Source organism: Metapseudomonas resinovorans DSM 21078 (genome assembly GCF_000423545.1).
Classification (GTDB): domain Bacteria; phylum Pseudomonadota; class Gammaproteobacteria; order Pseudomonadales; family Pseudomonadaceae; genus Metapseudomonas; species Metapseudomonas resinovorans.
The window spans coordinates 101741-117258 of sequence record NZ_AUIE01000013.1; the positions used below are offsets into that span (position 1 = coordinate 101741).

General features: G+C 63.7%; 15 protein-coding genes. 6 read left to right on the forward strand and 9 right to left on the reverse strand.

The genetic code is table 11. From position 1 onward, the window contains the following. Window positions 1-58: 58 nt before the first annotated feature. The 4 genes from hpf to G559_RS0112300 are packed head-to-tail and all read left to right on the forward strand — an operon-like array spanning window position 59 to window position 2004. Window positions 59-367, forward strand: a complete 309-nt coding sequence (gene hpf / locus G559_RS0112285) for a ribosome hibernation-promoting factor, HPF/YfiA family (RefSeq protein ID WP_028628496.1) — start codon at window positions 59-61, stop codon at window positions 365-367. Between the two features lie 16 nt (window positions 368-383). Beyond that, window positions 384-848, forward strand: a complete 465-nt coding sequence (gene ptsN, locus G559_RS0112290; RefSeq protein WP_028628497.1) for a PTS IIA-like nitrogen regulatory protein PtsN — start codon at window positions 384-386, stop codon at window positions 846-848. Window positions 849-857: 9 nt separating this feature from the next. Continuing rightward, the gene (rapZ, locus tag G559_RS0112295) at window positions 858-1715 is read left to right on the forward strand and encodes an RNase adapter RapZ (RefSeq protein WP_028628498.1); all 858 of its coding nucleotides are present in this window, start codon (window positions 858-860) and stop codon (window positions 1713-1715) included. A gap of 16 nt (window positions 1716-1731) precedes the next feature. Beyond that, complete coding sequence (locus G559_RS0112300) at window positions 1732-2004, forward strand: HPr family phosphocarrier protein (protein WP_028628499.1); 273 nt, start codon at window positions 1732-1734, stop codon at window positions 2002-2004. 67 nt (window positions 2005-2071) lie between these two features. Here the strand turns inward: G559_RS0112300 and pmbA are convergent, their stop codons facing one another. Further along, on the reverse strand, window positions 2072-3418 hold the full coding sequence (gene pmbA / locus G559_RS0112305; RefSeq protein WP_028628500.1) for a metalloprotease PmbA: 1347 nt from the start codon (window positions 3416-3418) through the stop codon (window positions 2072-2074). Between the two features lie 144 nt (window positions 3419-3562). Between pmbA and yjgA the strand changes: the two genes are divergently transcribed. After that, the gene (gene yjgA, locus G559_RS0112310; protein WP_028628501.1) at window positions 3563-4084 is read left to right on the forward strand and encodes a ribosome biogenesis factor YjgA; all 522 of its coding nucleotides are present in this window, start codon (window positions 3563-3565) and stop codon (window positions 4082-4084) included. A gap of 18 nt (window positions 4085-4102) precedes the next feature. Here yjgA and tldD read toward each other — a convergent pair whose 3' ends face one another. The 8 genes from tldD to mreB are packed head-to-tail and all read right to left on the reverse strand — an operon-like array spanning window position 4103 to window position 15009. Beyond that, a complete protein-coding gene (gene tldD / locus G559_RS0112315; RefSeq protein ID WP_028628502.1) occupies window positions 4103-5545 on the reverse strand; it encodes a metalloprotease TldD in 1443 nt (480 codons plus the stop codon). Further along, complete coding sequence (locus tag G559_RS0112320; protein ID WP_028628503.1) at window positions 5542-6396, reverse strand: carbon-nitrogen hydrolase family protein; 855 nt, start codon at window positions 6394-6396, stop codon at window positions 5542-5544. Before G559_RS0112320 ends, tldD begins: the two co-directional genes overlap by 4 nt. Window positions 6397-6452: 56 nt before the next feature. Then, on the reverse strand, window positions 6453-10271 hold the full coding sequence (locus G559_RS0112325) for a YhdP family protein (RefSeq protein WP_394296411.1): 3819 nt from the start codon (window positions 10269-10271) through the stop codon (window positions 6453-6455). An 8-nt stretch (window positions 10272-10279) separates the two neighbouring features. Next, on the reverse strand, window positions 10280-11737 hold the full coding sequence (rng, locus tag G559_RS0112330; protein ID WP_028628505.1) for a ribonuclease G: 1458 nt from the start codon (window positions 11735-11737) through the stop codon (window positions 10280-10282). A 9-nt stretch (window positions 11738-11746) separates the two neighbouring features. Beyond that, on the reverse strand, window positions 11747-12337 hold the full coding sequence (locus G559_RS0112335; RefSeq protein ID WP_028628506.1) for a Maf family protein: 591 nt from the start codon (window positions 12335-12337) through the stop codon (window positions 11747-11749). Between the two features lie 51 nt (window positions 12338-12388). Beyond that, complete coding sequence (mreD, locus tag G559_RS0112340) at window positions 12389-12877, reverse strand: rod shape-determining protein MreD (protein WP_028628507.1); 489 nt, start codon at window positions 12875-12877, stop codon at window positions 12389-12391. Continuing rightward, a complete protein-coding gene (gene mreC, locus G559_RS0112345) occupies window positions 12877-13938 on the reverse strand; it encodes a rod shape-determining protein MreC (protein WP_081668046.1) in 1062 nt (353 codons plus the stop codon). The genes mreD and mreC overlap by 1 nt, the downstream gene beginning before the upstream one ends. Before the next feature lie 33 nt (window positions 13939-13971). After that, window positions 13972-15009, reverse strand: a complete 1038-nt coding sequence (mreB, locus tag G559_RS0112350; RefSeq protein ID WP_028628509.1) for a rod shape-determining protein MreB — start codon at window positions 15007-15009, stop codon at window positions 13972-13974. A gap of 218 nt (window positions 15010-15227) precedes the next feature. Between mreB and gatC the strand changes: the two genes are divergently transcribed. Then, entirely contained in the window at window positions 15228-15515 is a 288-nt protein-coding gene (gatC, locus tag G559_RS0112355) for an Asp-tRNA(Asn)/Glu-tRNA(Gln) amidotransferase subunit GatC (protein WP_028628510.1), read from the forward strand. The last annotated feature ends 3 nt before the right edge of the window (window positions 15516-15518 follow it).

Genomic DNA, 15518 nt, shown 5'->3' on the forward strand with positions numbered 1-15518 from the left:
TTCCGGTGGCAGGCCCGTTAGCCTGTCTCTTATACACGGGCAATAAGGAGAAAGCGGTATGCAAGTCAACATCAGTGGACATCAACTGGATGTGACCGACGCCCTGCGCGATTATGTCGGCGAGAAACTTGGCCGGCTCGAGCGCCACTTCGACAAGATCACCAATGTGCAAGTCATCATGGAGGTCGAGAAACTGAAGCAAAAAATCGAAGCCACCTTGCACATCGCCGGCGGGGAGGTTGTGGCCAATGCGGAACATGAAGACATGTACGCCGCCATAGACCTGCTCACCGATAAACTTGACCGCCAACTGATCAAACACAAGGAAAAGCAGTTGAATCGCCAGCAGGGCGCTACGGCCCGCTGACACTCTTCCCCTTCCTATGATTCGACTCGAGCAAATCCTGACCCCCGGCCGTTCCCTGGTGAACGTGCCGGGCGGCAGCAAAAAGCGTGTACTGGAACAGATTGCCAAGCTGGTTTCCCGCGATCTCCCCGACCTCGACAACCAGGATATTTTCGAAAGCCTGGTAGCCCGGGAGAAACTCGGCTCCACCGGTTTTGGCAACGGCATCGCCATTCCCCACTGTCGCCTCACCGGCTGCACCTCGCCCATCAGCGCGGTGCTCCGGCTCGACGCTCCAGTCGATTTCGACGCTATCGACGGCGCCCCGGTTGACCTACTGTTGGTCCTGTTGGTCCCGGAAGCCGCTACCGATGAGCACCTTGAACTGCTCCGTCAGATTGCCAGCATGCTCGACCGCAGCGATGTTCGTGAACGCTTGCGCCAGGCGCCCGACAGCACCAGCCTCTACCAGGTGGTGGTGGACGTGCAGAGCGAACGCTAGGGTTTCTCCATGCGCCTGATCATCGTCAGCGGCCGCTCCGGGTCGGGCAAGAGCACCGCCCTCGATGTACTGGAGGATCACGGTTTCTACTGCATCGACAACTTGCCCGCCGGACTGCTCCCAGAGTTGGCGGAACGGGCACTGCTGCACACCGAACTACTGGAACCCCAGGTTGCCGTCTCCATCGACGCACGCAACCTGCCCAGCCAGTTACAGCGCTTTCCCGAGCTGCTCGTCGAAGCCCGCAGCCGCCACATAAAATGCGACGTGCTCTACCTCGATGCCGAGCATGCCACCCTGCTCAAGCGTTTTTCGGAAACGCGCCGGCGCCATCCGCTGACCAACGACAACCGTTCCCTGGCGGAAGCAATCCAGGACGAAGAAGCACTTCTGGCCCCCATTGCCGATCTCGCCGATCTGAAGATCGATACCACGCACCTCAACCTCTACCAACTGCGCGACAGCATCAAGCTCCGACTACTGAACCAGCCGGAGCCAGGCACCGCCTTCCTGATCGAGTCTTTTGGATTCAAGCGTGGCATGCCTGTGGATGCCGACCTGGTGTTCGACGTGCGCTGCCTTCCCAATCCGTACTGGAAGCCTGAGCTGCGCGATCATTCCGGGCTGGAACCAGCAGTCGCCGAGTATCTCGCGGGGCAACCTGATGTCGAAGAGATGTATCAGGATATCCTCGGCTATCTGAGCAAATGGCTGCCGCGCTTCGCCGCCAGTAACCGCGCTTATGTCACTATCGCCATCGGCTGCACCGGTGGGCACCACCGTTCGGTCTACGTCGCCGAGCGTCTGGGCACCGCGCTGAAACCCAGTTTGAAGAATGTCCAGGTTCGCCACCGCGACCTCAGCTAGAAGGATTGGAAACGCGATGCCCGCCTGCGAGATCACCATCATCAACAAGCTCGGACTGCATGCCCGAGCCGCGGCGAAGTTCGTCGGCGTGGCCGGTCGCTATCCTTGCCAGATTCGCGTGGGCCGCTCCCCAGAAAGCCTGGTGGACGGCAAGAGCATCATGGCGGTGATGATGCTGGCGGCAGGCAAAGGCACCCCCATTCACCTGCATACCGAAGGCGACCAGGACGACGACGCCCTCACCGCCCTGATCGAACTGATCAACAATAAGTTCGACGAAGGCGAATGACTGCCACTACCGCCTCGTGAAAACGCGCCCAATTGGGCGCGTTTTTCATTCCCTGGCCAAGCAACCTTCAGCTGCCCGCAACCGTCATCCGCTCGATCAGGACAGACCCGGTGCGAATGTTGCCGCGCAGCTCCAGGTCGCTGCCCACAGCGACTATCTGGCGGAACATGTCCTTCAGGTTTCCCGCGATGGTTACTTCCTGCACCGGGAACTGGATCTCGCCATTCTCCACCCAGTAACCAGCTGCGCCGCGGGAGTAGTCGCCGGTCACCATGTTCAGTCCCTGCCCCATCAACTCGGTCACAAGGAGGCCGCGCCCCATACGTCGCAGCAGCGCGGCCTGGTCTTCCTGGCCGTGGCTGACGAAAAGATTGTGCACGCCGCCAGCGTTCGCCGTGCTGGGCAGGCCCAGCTTGCGCCCGGAGTAGGTGCCGAGGATGTACGACACAAGCTCGCCATTCTCGACGAATGGCTTGGCGTAGGTCGCCAGACCGTCGTTGTCAAAGGCCGCGCTGGCCATCGCGCGCGGGATGTGCGGGCGCTCGTCGATGGACAGCCACTCGGGAAACAGGCGCTGTCCAAGAGCACCTTCGAGGAAGGACGACTTGCGGTAGAGATTGCCTCCGGAAATTGCCCCAAGGAAGCTGCCGAACAGGCCGGTTGCCAGCTCGGCGGCGAACAGCACCGGTACTTCGCAGGTCGGTACCGGACGTGCACCAAGACGAGCCGCTGTCCGCTCGGCCGCGCGGCGTCCGATGCTGACCGGGTCGGCGAGCTGATTGCCGATACGGTTAACGTCATACCAATAGTCGCGCTGCATCTGTCCCTGGCTCTCGGCGATCATCACGCAGCTCAGGCTGTGACGGGTGCTGGCATAACCGCCGACGAAACCATGGCTGTTACCGTAAACCCTGCAGCCCTGATGGGTGTTGAGGGTAGTGCCGTCCGCCTTGCTGACGCGCTTGTCGGTCTCGAATGCCGCCGTCTCACAGATCAGCGCCTGCTCCACCGCCTGTTCGGGGGTTATGGACCACGGATGGTAGAGATCGAGCTCCGGCAGATCGCGGGCCATCAGTGCCGCGTCGGCCAAGCCTGCGCATTCGTCCTCGGATGCGTGCTTGGCAATGGCCAGGGCCGCAGCCACAGTCTCGCGGATCGCATCGTCGCCGCTCGCCGACGTACTGGCAGAGCCCTTGCGCTGACCCACATACAGGGTGATTCCGAAGCCTTGATCGCGGTTGAACTCGACTGTTTCCACCTCGCCCTGGCGAACGGTGGTGGACAATCCCTGCTCTACTGAAACAGCCACCTCACAAGCGCTGGCACCCTGACGCCGGGCTTCGGCGAGGATGCGCTCGACCCGCGCCTGCAATTCCGGCAATGCTTCCGGGCCGACCACTTCTACTTCACTCATAGCCACTCCAGTTCAATAATTCCTCGACACGACGGGCGCAACCTGGCGCCTCGCCGCACGTACCGCACTCCGGCGGCGCCAGCCGGGCCGGACAAGGCGGCCCCGACTGGTTATCATGGCGGCGTTTCCCATTGGACCACCCCCATGTCTGAATTCCTCGACGACGACTTCTCCGGCGAGAAGAGCAAAACCCAGGTCAAGCGCGAGCTGCACGCCCTGCAGGAGCTCGGTGAGCGCCTGACGACCTTCAAGCCCGACGTGCTGGCCAAGCTGCCACTGACCGACGCCCTGCAGCGAGCCCTGGCGGAAGCGCCGAAGCACAAGGCACACGTTGCCCGCAAACGGCACATCCAGTACATCGGCAAGCTCATGCGCGAGCAGGACATCGACGCCATTGTCGGCCTGATCGACCAGCTCGACAGCTCCACCCGCGAGTACAACGAACGCTTCCACGCCCTGGAACGCTGGCGCGACCGTCTGATCGAGGGTGGCGATGCCGCCCTGGAAAGCTTCGTCGCCGACTACCCGGATACCGACCGCCAGCACCTGCGCGGCCTGATCCGTCATGCCCAGCACGAAGTGGCCCACAACAAACCACCGGCCGCCGCGCGCAAGGTGTTCAAATACATCCGCGACCTGGACGAGGCCAAGCGCGGCTTGCGCTGATCCTTCCGGGGGCCGCCATCAGGCCCCCGTCCCGCCTACCGTTATTGCATCGATCTTCAGGGTCGGCTGACCCACGCCCACCGGCACCGACTGACCGTCCTTGCCACAGGTACCCACGCCGCTGTCCAGTGCCAGGTCATTGCCGACCATGGACACCCGGCTCATGGCCTCCGGACCGTTGCCGATCAGGGTAGCGCCCTTCACCGGCGTGGTGATCTTTCCGTTTTCGATCAAGTACGCCTCGCTGGTGGAGAAGACGAACTTGCCGCTGGTGATGTCCACCTGGCCACCTCCGAGGTTGGCGCAGTAGATGCCGCGTTCCACCGAGGCGATGATCTCCTGCGGATCGCTCTTGCCGGCCAGCATGTAGGTGTTGGTCATGCGTGGCATCGGCAGGTGCGCGTAGGACTCCCGGCGACCGTTGCCGGTGCGCGCCACCTTCATCAGGCGGGCGTTCAGCTTGTCCTGCATGTAGCCCTTGAGCACACCGTTTTCGATCAGCGTGGTGCACTGGGTCGGGGTGCCCTCATCGTCAACGCTGAGGGAGCCACGGCGATAGGCCAGGGTGCCGTCGTCGACGATGGTGCAAAGACTGGAAGCCACCTTCTCGCCGATGCGGCCGCTGTAGGCTGAGCTGCCCTTGCGGTTGAAGTCGCCTTCCAGGCCGTGGCCCACGGCTTCATGCAGCAGCACACCGGACCAGCCAGCTCCCATCACCACCGGCAGGGTACCAGCCGGCGCGGGAACAGCTTCCAGATTGACCAGGGCCTGGCGCAGCGCCTCGCGGGCATAGCCCATGGCGCGGTCTTCCTGGAGGAAATAACGGTAGTCGGTACGTCCGCCGCCGCCATGGCCACCGCGCTCGCGGCGGCCGTTCTGCTCGACGATCACACTGACATTGAAACGCACCAGCGGGCGCACATCGGCGCCCAGGCTGCCGTCGCTGGCGGCGATCAGGATGCGCTCCCAGACGCCGGCCATACTCACAGTCACTTGCTTGATGCGTGGATCGAGCGCACGGGTGGCGGCGTCGACCTTCTTCAGCAGCTCGACCTTCTCGGCACGGCTGATCACATCCAGCGGGCTGCTGGAATCGTAGAGCCGGGTAATCTGCGGGCTGGCGAAGGCCTGCACCCGCCCTTCCTGCCCGGCACGGGAAATGGAACGCGCGGCCCGCGCGGCCTGGCGCAAGGCATCCGCCGTGATGGCATTGCTGTAAGCGAACCCGGTCTTCTCGCCGGACTGGGCACGCACGCCGACGCCCTGATCGAGATGGAAGCTACCTTCCTTGACGATGCCGTCCTCCAGCATCCAGGACTCGGAAATCTGCCCCTGGAAATACAGATCGGCAGCGTCGATGCCTGGACCGGCCAGCTCTCCGAGGATTTCCGGCAACTGCTCGATACTGAGGTCACCAGGTGCCAGCAGATGCTCGCTGACAGATAACAAGACGTCGCTCATAACTTCTCCGTACGCGCCGGCCCGGGAGTGGCCGGCGTCATGAATCTTCTGTGGGTGCTCACCGGCATGCGCTGGCGGATGGCCGCCTGCTCGTCCGCGTCGCGACTGGCAAGCAACACGGCTTCGCCCTGAGCCCGCTCGGCCAGTACCCGCCCCCAGGGGTCGACGATGGCCGAATGGCCGAAGGTTTCGCGCGGGCCGGGGTGCATACCGCCCTGCCCTGCCGCCAGCAGGTAGCACTGGGTTTCGATCGCGCGAGCACGTACCAGCACTTGCCAGTGCGCCGCGCCGGTCACGGCGGTGAAGGCCGAGGGAGCGCTGATCAACTCGGCGCCGGCTTCGCGCAGTGCGCCATACAACTCGGGAAAGCGCAGGTCGTAGCAGACGGTCAGACCGAGCCGACCGACCGGCGTGTCCGCCACCACTACCTGTGCGCCATGGGCGTAATCGTCGGATTCGCGGTAGCGGCCGCGAGTGTCGGTGACGTCCACATCGAACAGGTGGATCTTGTCGTAGCGCGCAGCTCGTTCGCCATGCTCGTCGATCAGCAGGGAGCAGGCGTTGGCCTTGTCCGCAGGCCGGCCGTCGGGCGGTAGCGGCAGGGTGCCAGCCACTATCCAGAGCTTGAGATCGCGGGCGGCCTGGCGCAACCAGGGCAGGATCGGTCCCCGGCCTTCCGCCTCGGCACGCCCCAGCTCGGCGAGATCCCGACGGCCGATGGCGGCGAAGTTCTCAGGCAGCACCGCCAGGCGGGCACCGCCTTCGGCAGCCTGTTCCAGCAGGCGGCGAGCGCTGGCGAGGTTAGCCAGGACATTGTCCTGGCTAACCATCTGAATTACGGCAAGGGACATCGGAATCTCCGTTCAAGGCATGGAATGCATGCTAACCCAAGCTGCGAAAGCCCGCTTCAGCGAGGCTTTTCAAAAGGCTTGTCGAACGTGATCTTGGGGCTCTTCCAGGAACCTTCAACCTTATATTGCACACTCGCGAAGCGCGCGACCCTGTCGCCCAGCAGCTTGTCCACCACGAAGAGCGCGCCGCCAATGGCCGGTGCTCCGACGATCAGCGCCGCCAGCGGCAAGTTGTTGGTCACCGGCAGGGTCACCAGCAGCTTGGCATTGATGCGATCAGCGGCCAGGTCCATGGTGCCGTCCAGCTCCAGGCCACTGGACGGGCCTTCGAGCGTAATGGGCTCGCGGGTGACGAAACGGCCGTCACTGCCCACCAACAGCCCCTTGACCCGGTCATAAGCCAGGCCTTTGCCCAGCAGATCGGAGAAGTCCAGGCGCAAGCGCCGACCGATGGAGTTGAAGTTGAGCAAGCCAAACACCCGAAGCGCCTGGGCGCTACCCTCCACTTCGACGAACTGACCATTGCTCAGGCTGGCATCCAGGGAACCGGAATAACGCTTGAGACTGACCCAGGCCGGCGACCCCGGCCAACGGCCATCGGCGTCCAGGCGGAAGCGCTCGCTGGTGGCTGACGGCGCAAAGTTCCAGGCCTTGAGCACGTCCGCCAGGTTCTTGCCTTCCATCCGCCCCTTGTACCAGGAGCTGCTGCTTTCAGCCGTGCCTTCCCAACCTGCCGCCCCGGTGACCTTCAATCCCCTGAGGTCAAGGTTCAGTTCGCTGAAATTCACGCCCTTGGCGTCAGGCCGAGCCTTGAACGACCAGGCCCCCAGAGGCGAGTCCCCCAGAACGACCTGATCGATGCGCACATCCAGTGCCGGTACCTGGCGCGGATCGACACCGGCCAGCGGATCGGGCTTGGCATCCGCCTCGGCATCGTTCTCCGGCGGCTTCGGCAGGCGTATCTGCTTCAAATGGATATCAATGGGCGCGCCTTTGGCATCAGCCATCGCCACGTTCCCCTGCATCAGGGCGCTGTCCAGGCCCAGGTTCCAGCCGTTGGCAGACCGGTCCAGATTGACCTTGAGATCGTCCAGGCTCATGCCAAAGCCCTTGAACCGGCCGATTTCCAGATTGGCACTGCTCAGCATGCGGGCCTTATCGGCGCCGTCACGGGGAGCATACCGCTTGGCCAGCTCCAGCCAGGGCGCGGTGTCCAATTCGTCCACCCGGCCACGGATGCGCAGGCCCTTTCCCCCGGGTGGAGTCGCCGTGCCGCCCCCTAGAACCAGGTCGCCCCGTGCTTCGTCCAACTTGCCCACGGGCGCAGCCAGGGCCAGGCTGGCAAGCCCGGCATAGTCCAGCCAGTAGCGCCGCTCGTCGCCGTCCAGGGTCATGCGCCAGGTCGCATCCCGGGTTTCGCCGGCCAGCTTGCCAAAAGGGGCCGGCAACTCGACCGCCAGGCCTTTGAGACTGGAATCGATGCGCAGTTGGCTATCCTTGCCGTCCAGACTCAGGTTCAAGCTGTAGGGCAAGCTGCCCGAAGCCGGCAGCGGCTGGGTCACGCCGAGCCAGGCGGTGAGGTCTTTCAGGGTGATGCTGCCGTTGGCGAGGATGCGCGAACGGGCGTTACCGTTGCTGCCTTCGGCCTGGGCCTTGGCCCGGACTTCGCGTCCAAAGGCTTGGCCACGGATATCCTGGGCGCTGAGGCCCTTGTCGGTGTCGTAGCGGAATGCGCCCTTGAGCTGGGTCAAAGACAGATCGGGGCGGGCGATCTTCAAGTGCGCGTCGGCGGTACTGAGATCCACCACCACGTGGGGCGGATGGCCCTTCTCCAGCGGGATATCCAATTGCAGCCTGCCGTCAAGAGTGCCCTGTCCCTGCCAGCCAGCGAAAATGTTCGCAGTGCCCATCGGGGTTTCCTGAAGAATCTTCAGGCCGTCGGTGAAGCTGCTGTCCAGCTGGGCGTCCAATAGCAGACGCGGCACTTCGCCAGCCTCTACGTGGGGCACTTCAGCCTCAGCGTCGCTCACCCGGCTGTCGAGGATGCGTCCATCCGGCACCTTGATCCGCACGCCGGAGTCCTCGATGAACACGTCACCACGGGCCTCGCGCAGTTCCGGCCAGCCGGGTTGGTACGCCAGTTCGGCGTCACGCACCTTGAAGAACAGGCTGAGGGAACGCGCCTCCGGATCGGCGCCTTGGGCCAGTGAACCCTGGTACTGGAAGAAACCCTCATCCACCGCACCTCCCTTGATGGCCTCCTTGAGCCATTTGGCCAGGGCCGGACTGAGCCCCGGCGAACGGGTCGGCAGGTACTTCTCGGTGTAGCGTGCATCGCCTTCGCGCAGGCCGACACGCAGGTCCATGTAGTCCTCTGCCTCTGGCGCGCGCATCAAGCGAATCAGCATGTCACCGGCAATATGCCCCTCTTCGCCCTCCAGGCGCATGTACGGGCTGACAAGGGTGAAGGCGGTATCGTCCAGGCTCCAGGTCAACCGGGCGTTCGCTTCGCGGTAGTGCCAGGGTTTGGGAAAGAGGTGGTCGAGGTGCAGGGTGAAATCGTTGGAATCCAGGCGCAACTCGCCCTGGGACAGGTCCCCCGCCAGACTGCCACTGACGTTCTCGACGGCGGGCGCGCCGTGGTAGGCGTTGAAACCGACATCGTCGAGGTTGCTGCTGAAGTCCAGGCGCTTGGCGCCTTCCTGAAGTGGGCGGTAATGCAGGCTCAGGTTGCGCAGGGCACCCCGCGGCTTCAGGCCAGCCACAGCGGCGGCGGCGGCTTCCGGCAGCGGGATCAGCGCCTCCACGACCGGTAGCAAGGGCGCCACCTCCAGTCGGTCGGCGCTCAGCGCCCACTCGGGTCGCTCACCCGCCGTGTGATCGAGACGAAGATGGGCCTCGCCCCAGCGCGTCTCTCCGATGTTCGCAGCAAGGGAATCGAGCAGGACCTGGAACCCCTCATCGGTCCGGGTGAAATAGGCATTGAGCCCGACGTTGCTCAGGGTGACCGCCTTGCGTTTGGCGTAGGCGCCGCGTACTTCGGGCGCATGCAGCTTGGCGACAGCACGCCGCATACTGCCCTTGCTCCATTCGCCCCAGACTTCGCCCCCTGCCTGCAGGCGCTGAAGACGCCAGTCACGGGTCAGGCTGGCGGGCAGCCAGCGCGCCCAATCGGTTTGCGGCAGGCTGAGATAGAGTTCCGCATCATTTTGCAGCCAGGCGTCGGAATTGAGGCGGGTTCTCAGGCGCAGGGCAATCGGCTGCCCATCGGGTAGGGTGAAGCGGCCATCGAGGCGCTGGCGTCTACCACTGGCTTTCAGCGTGGCGCTGACATAGGTGAAGCTCGTGGATGCCTGTCCTTCGGATTCCAGGGTGAGCTGGCTGTTCAGCACGGATACGTGGCCAATCTGCTGCAGCAGGGCGCGGACCTGCCGGGGGCCTGGGAGCGGCTTGTCCGAGTTGCTGGCAAGACCTTCCAGATGCCATTTTCCAGCCTTGTCCTGGCTCAGGCCGACCTGGACGCCATCCAGCTCCAGCCGGGCGATACGTGGCTGCCGCGCCAACAGACTGCCAAGCACGTCAGGCACCACGCGTATCTGATCCACGCGCAGGACGCCATTGCCCTCGCCCAACACGACGTCGTGCGCAATCAGCAGCGGCGACAGCCCATGCCAACGCCCTTCCAGGCTGCCGATCTCAATCGGCTGCCCCAGCGCGGCAGAGGCCCTGGCTTCTGCTTCGGCACGGTACTCAGCCACGAATGGCACCAGTTCGCGCCCCAGGCTGACATATAGCGCCGACAGCACCAGGAACAGGGCGCAAAGACCCAGTGACCAGCGCAGCGTGCGCATCAACCAGCGGGCTATGGCTTCCACTCAGCGCCTCAGAGCAGGACCACGTCGTACTGTTCCTGGGAATACATGGTTTCCACCTGGAACTTGATCGGCCGCCCGATAAAGGCTTCCAGATCAGCGACGTTGCCCGACTCTTCATCCAGAAGTCGATCCACCACCTTCTGGTTCGCCAGCACGAGGTAGCCTTCGGCCTGATAGGCCCGGGCCTCCCGCAGTATCTCGCGGAAGATTTCGTAGCAGATGGTTTCTGCGGTTTTCAGCAGGCCACGGCCCAGGCAACTGGCGCAAGGCTCGCAGAGCACCTGGATCAGGCTCTCGCGGGTACGCTTGCGGGTCATCTGTACCAGTCCGAGCTCGGTGATACCGATGATGTTGGTCTTGGCGTGGTCGCGTTCCAGCTGCTTCTCCAGGGTACGCAGCACCTGGCGCTGGTGCTCTTCATCTTCCATGTCGATGAAGTCGATGATGATGATCCCGCCCAGGTTGCGCAGGCGCAGCTGGCGAGCAATGGCGGTGGCCGCCTCGAGATTGGTCTTGAAGATGGTCTCTTCGAGGGTGCGATGGCCGACGAAGGCACCGGTGTTCACATCGATCGTGGTCATCGCCTCGGTCGGGTCGATGATCAGGTAGCCACCCGACTTCAGCAGCACCTTACGCTCCAGGGCCTTCTGGATTTCATCCTCGACGCCGTAGAGGTCGAAGATCGGCCGTTCACCGGGGTAATGCTCCAGTCGATCGGAAACTTCCGGCATCAACTCGTCGACGAACTGGGTCACTTTCTGGAAGGTCTCGCGCGAGTCGATGCGAATCTTCTCGATGCGCGGGTTGACCAGGTCACGCAAGGTGCGCAGGGCGAGGCTGAGGTCTTCGTAGATGACCGACGGTGCCGAAGCGGTCTGCATCTGCGAGGAAATCTGCTCCCACAAGCGGCGCAGATAACGGATGTCCGCCAGGATTTCATCAGCGCGGGCGCCGTCAGCGGCAGTACGCAGGATGAAGCCACCGGCCTCCTCGATGCCTTCGGCGGCAATGCAGTCGGCCACCACCTGCTTGAGGCGCTCGCGCTCGGCCTCGTCCTCGATCTTCAGGGAAATGCCCACATGGCTGGTACGTGGCATGTACACCAGGTAACGCGAGGGTATCGACAGCTGGGTGGTCAGGCGAGCGCCCTTGCTGCCGATCGGGTCCTTCGTGACTTGCACGACCAGGCTCTGACCCTCATGCACCAGTGCGCTGATGCTCTCCACGGCACTGCCTTCGCGGTTGCTGATTTCCGAGGCATGAATGAACGCCGCGCGATCGAGGCCGATGTCGACGAAAGCCGCCTGCATGCCCGGCAGTACCCGCACCACCTTGCCCTTGTAAATGTTGCCGACGATGCCGCGACGCAAGGTGCGCTCCACATGCACCTCCTGCAGCACGCCGTTCTCCACTAGCGCCACGCGCGATTCCATCGGCGTGATATTGATCAGTATTTCTTCGCTCATGCCGTTGACCTATCCCAGGTGCTGCCAACAAGGAATGCCGAACCCGGCGAGCATTTCCGCCGTTTCCAGCAGCGGCAATCCCACTACCGCTGAATAACTGCCCTCAACGCGACTGACGAATACCGCACCCAGCCCCTGAATAGCGTAGCTGCCGGCCTTGTCGGCGGGCTCGCCGCTGGCCCAGTAGGTTTCCATTTCGATTCGGGAAATGGGACGAAAGCGCACCCGACTGGCCACCACCCGCGTTTCGCAGCGATCCACAGCGGCCAGTGCAACCGCAGTGAGCACCTCATGCTCGCGACCGGACAACTGCTCCAGAATGGCCAGCGCATCGTCGCGATCGACCGGCTTGCCAAGAATGCGGCCATCAAGCACCACCGCGGTGTCTGCCCCCAGTACGCAGGCCGCGCGGGTCTCGGCCAGGCTGGCGAGACCAGCCAGGGCCTTCTCGCGCGCCAGACGCTCGACATAGGCGTTTGCTGGCTCGTCCGGCAGGGCGGTTTCGTCGATGGAGGCGATCAGGGGGATATAGGGAACGCCGATCTGTGCCAGCAGCTCGCGCCGACGCGGCGACCCCGAAGCCAGGTACAGCGTGGCCATGCGGACTTCTCCCTGTCGAAGACAGAGGCTTGCGACATGGCCGCAAGCCGATCAATTGACGTTGAGGCGGCGACTCGTACCGCGCAGGGCGGCATAAACCCAAGGCCAGAGCAACGCGCTGACCAGGGCGGGCAGCAGGAAGACCAGGGTCGGGGGACGATTACCGGTGAGAGCATTGAGCCACAGCTGTACCAACTGGGCCAGGCCGAAAACTACGAGCAGCACCAAACACTGCTGCCACATGGGGAACATGCGCAGCCGCTGGTGCAAGGTCAGCACCAGGAAGGTGATCAGGGCGAGAATCAAGGCGTTCTGACCTAGCAAAGTGCCATAGAGCACATCTTCCGCCAGGCCCAGCATCCAGGCGGTGGTCATGCCCACGCGGTGCGGCAGGGCGAGCGTCCAGTAGGTAAGGAAGAGCGCCAGCCAGAGCGGCCGGCCGATTTCCATGAAGCTGGGCACCGGCCCGACGCTGAGTACCAGCGCCAGGATCAGACTGACCCAGATCACCCAGCCATTGTTGGAGCGCTGGCCGACCATCAATGACTCTCCTGGGGATTACGCGCTGCCGGCGGCTTGTTCGGTGCAGCCTGGGCCGGCGCAGTAGACGCTGGCGCTGCGGCGGGGGCCTGGGCGGCGGGGGTACTGGCAGCGGCAGGTGCGGCCTGGGCGGCCGGAATGACCGGAGCGGTAGCATCGCCCTGGGCGGGTTGGGCGGCAGCCTCGCGGTCAGCAGCCTCCTGGGCCTTGGCGGCGTCGTTGGCGCGCTCTTCGGGGCTGCGGGTATCGGTGAACACCAGCAGCATGTAGCGGCTGCGGTTCAGCGCGGCGGTAGGCACGGCGCGAACGATGGCGAACGGCTGGCCGGAATCGTGGATGACTTCCTTGACGATCGCCACCGGGTAGCCCGCAGGGAAGCGCTGGCCAAGGCCGGAACTCACCAGCAGGTCGCCTTCCTTGATGTCAGCGGTATCGGCGACGTGGCGCAGCTCAAGGCGCTCGGGGTTGCCCGTGCCACTGGCAATGGCGCGCAGGCCGTTGCGGTTCACCTGCACCGGAATGCTGTGGGTGGTATCGGTCAGCAACAGCACGCGGGATGTATAGGGCATCACCTCCACCACCTGGCCCATCAGACCGCGGGCATCGAGCACCGGCTGGCCGAGGAACACGCCATCCTTCTCGCCCTTGTCGATCAGGATGCGGTGGGTGAAGGGGTTGGGATCGACGCCGATCAACTCGCCAACCAGGACTTTTTCATCCACCAGGGCAGAAGAGTTGAGCAGCTCGCGCAACCGAACGTTCTGCTCGGTCAGGGTCGCCAGCTTCTGCAGGCGACGCTGCATCAGCAGGGCCTCGGCCTTGAGCTTCTCGTTCTCGGCGATCAGGGTACTGCGGCTGGTGAACTGATCACTGACGCCATCCCAGACACGCACCGGCAAGTCGGCCAGCCAATAGAAAGGCGTGAGCACGAGACCCATCTGGCTGCGCATGGGTTTGAGCGTGTCAAAGCGGGCGTCGACCACCATCAGTGCAGCCGAAAGCACGGCGAACACCAACAGGCGCACGCCGAGCGAAGGTCCCTTGGTGAATAGCGGTTTGATGGCCCGCTCCTATGGCTGCGTTGCTCTCCGACCTTACTCGGTGGAGAGCAGATCCATCGCGTGACGGTCCATCATATCCAAGGCACGGCCGCCGCCACGGGCGACGCAGGTCAGCGGATCTTCTGCGACGATCACCGGCAGTCCGGTTTCCTGGGCCAGCAGCTTGTCCAGATCGCGCAGCAGCGCGCCACCACCGGTCAGCACCAGGCCGCGCTCGGCGATGTCGGACGCCAGTTCCGGCGGAGATTGCTCCAGGGCGCTCTTCACCGCCTGAACGATGGTCGCCAGGGACTCCTGCAGGGCTTCCAGCACTTCATTGGAGTTCAGGGTGAAGCTGCGCGGTACGCCTTCGGCCAGGTTACGGCCACGGACATCGATCTCGCGGACCTCGCCACCCGGGAAGGCGGTGCCGATTTCCTGCTTGATGCGCTCGGCGGTGGATTCGCCGATCAGGCTGCCGTAGTTACGGCGCACGTAGGTGACGATGGATTCGTCGAAGCGGTCGCCGCCGACTCGTACGGATTCGGCGTAGACCACGCCGTTCAGGGAGATCAGGGCGATTTCGGTGGTACCGCCACCGATATCCACGACCATGGACCCGCGGGCTTCTTCCACGGGAAGACCGGCGCCGATGGCAGCCGCCATGGGCTCTTCGATCAGGAATACTTCGCGGGCGCCGGCGCCCAGGGCGGATTCACGGATGGCACGGCGTTCCACCTGGGTGGATTTGCAGGGCACGCAGATCAGGACGCGCGGGCTCGGCTGCAGGAAGCTGTTTTCGTGAACCTTGTTGATGAAGTACTGCAGCATCTTTTCGCAGACGCTGAAGTCGGCGATCACGCCGTCCTTCATCGGACGGATGGCGGAGATGTTGCCAGGAGTACGGCCCAGCATGCGCTTGGCTTCGGTACCTACGGCTACCACGCTCTTCTGGTTGCCGTGGTTACGAATGGCGACCACCGAGGGTTCGTTGAGGACGATACCGCGCTCACGCACGTAAATAAGGGTATTGGCAGTGCCCAGGTCGATCGACAGATCGCTGGAAAACATGCCACGCAGTTTCTTGAACATGGGAGAGGGACCCTAGGCAACGCGTGGGTAAAAAAGTGCGGCAAACTCTAACAATGACGGGGATTTTGGGCAAGGCGCCGATATGTTAAATTGCCTGTTTTTCCGGGCCACCAAGGCCCATCATCGCGGCCTTTGACCGCTCGTTCGCAGCACCGTTCCCCGCTCGATTCCCGCACGGTCGACTGCCCACGCAGGCCGCTTCTAGTTGGAGACCCCCGATGGCGCTTGAACGCTCCGACGTGGAAAAAATCGCCCATCTCGCCCGACTGGGCCTGAACGAGGCCGATATCCCGCGTACCACCGAGACCCTGAACAACATCCTCGGCCTGATCGACGCCATGCAAGCCGTGGACACCGACGGCATCGAACCCATGGCCCACCCGCTGGACGCCACCCAGCGCCTGCGCGCCGACAGCGTCACCGAGGAAAACCGACGCGAGGCCTACCAGGCCATCGCGCCGGCCGTCGAGAGCGGCCTGTACCTCGTGCCTAAAGTCATCGAATAAGGA

Bases quoted from the DNA above. Each gene is read 5' to 3' on its own strand.
- hpf (WP_028628496.1), top strand. From the start codon at position 59: ATGCAAGTCAACATCAGTGGACATCAACTGGATGTGACCGACGCCCTG.
- ptsN (WP_028628497.1), top strand. From the start codon at position 384: ATGATTCGACTCGAGCAAATCCTGACCCCCGGCCGTTCCCTGGTGAAC.
- rapZ (WP_028628498.1), top strand. From the start codon at position 858: ATGCGCCTGATCATCGTCAGCGGCCGCTCCGGGTCGGGCAAGAGCACC.
- G559_RS0112300 (WP_028628499.1), top strand. From the start codon at position 1,732: ATGCCCGCCTGCGAGATCACCATCATCAACAAGCTCGGACTGCATGCC.
- pmbA (WP_028628500.1), bottom strand. From the start codon at position 3,418: ATGAGTGAAGTAGAAGTGGTCGGCCCGGAAGCATTGCCGGAATTGCAG.
- yjgA (WP_028628501.1), top strand. From the start codon at position 3,563: ATGTCTGAATTCCTCGACGACGACTTCTCCGGCGAGAAGAGCAAAACC.
- tldD (WP_028628502.1), bottom strand. From the start codon at position 5,545: ATGAGCGACGTCTTGTTATCTGTCAGCGAGCATCTGCTGGCACCTGGT.
- G559_RS0112320 (WP_028628503.1), bottom strand. From the start codon at position 6,396: ATGTCCCTTGCCGTAATTCAGATGGTTAGCCAGGACAATGTCCTGGCT.
- rng (WP_028628505.1), bottom strand. From the start codon at position 11,737: ATGAGCGAAGAAATACTGATCAATATCACGCCGATGGAATCGCGCGTG.
- G559_RS0112335 (WP_028628506.1), bottom strand. From the start codon at position 12,337: ATGGCCACGCTGTACCTGGCTTCGGGGTCGCCGCGTCGGCGCGAGCTG.
- mreD (WP_028628507.1), bottom strand. From the start codon at position 12,877: ATGGTCGGCCAGCGCTCCAACAATGGCTGGGTGATCTGGGTCAGTCTG.
- mreB (WP_028628509.1), bottom strand. From the start codon at position 15,009: ATGTTCAAGAAACTGCGTGGCATGTTTTCCAGCGATCTGTCGATCGAC.
- gatC (WP_028628510.1), top strand. From the start codon at position 15,228: ATGGCGCTTGAACGCTCCGACGTGGAAAAAATCGCCCATCTCGCCCGA.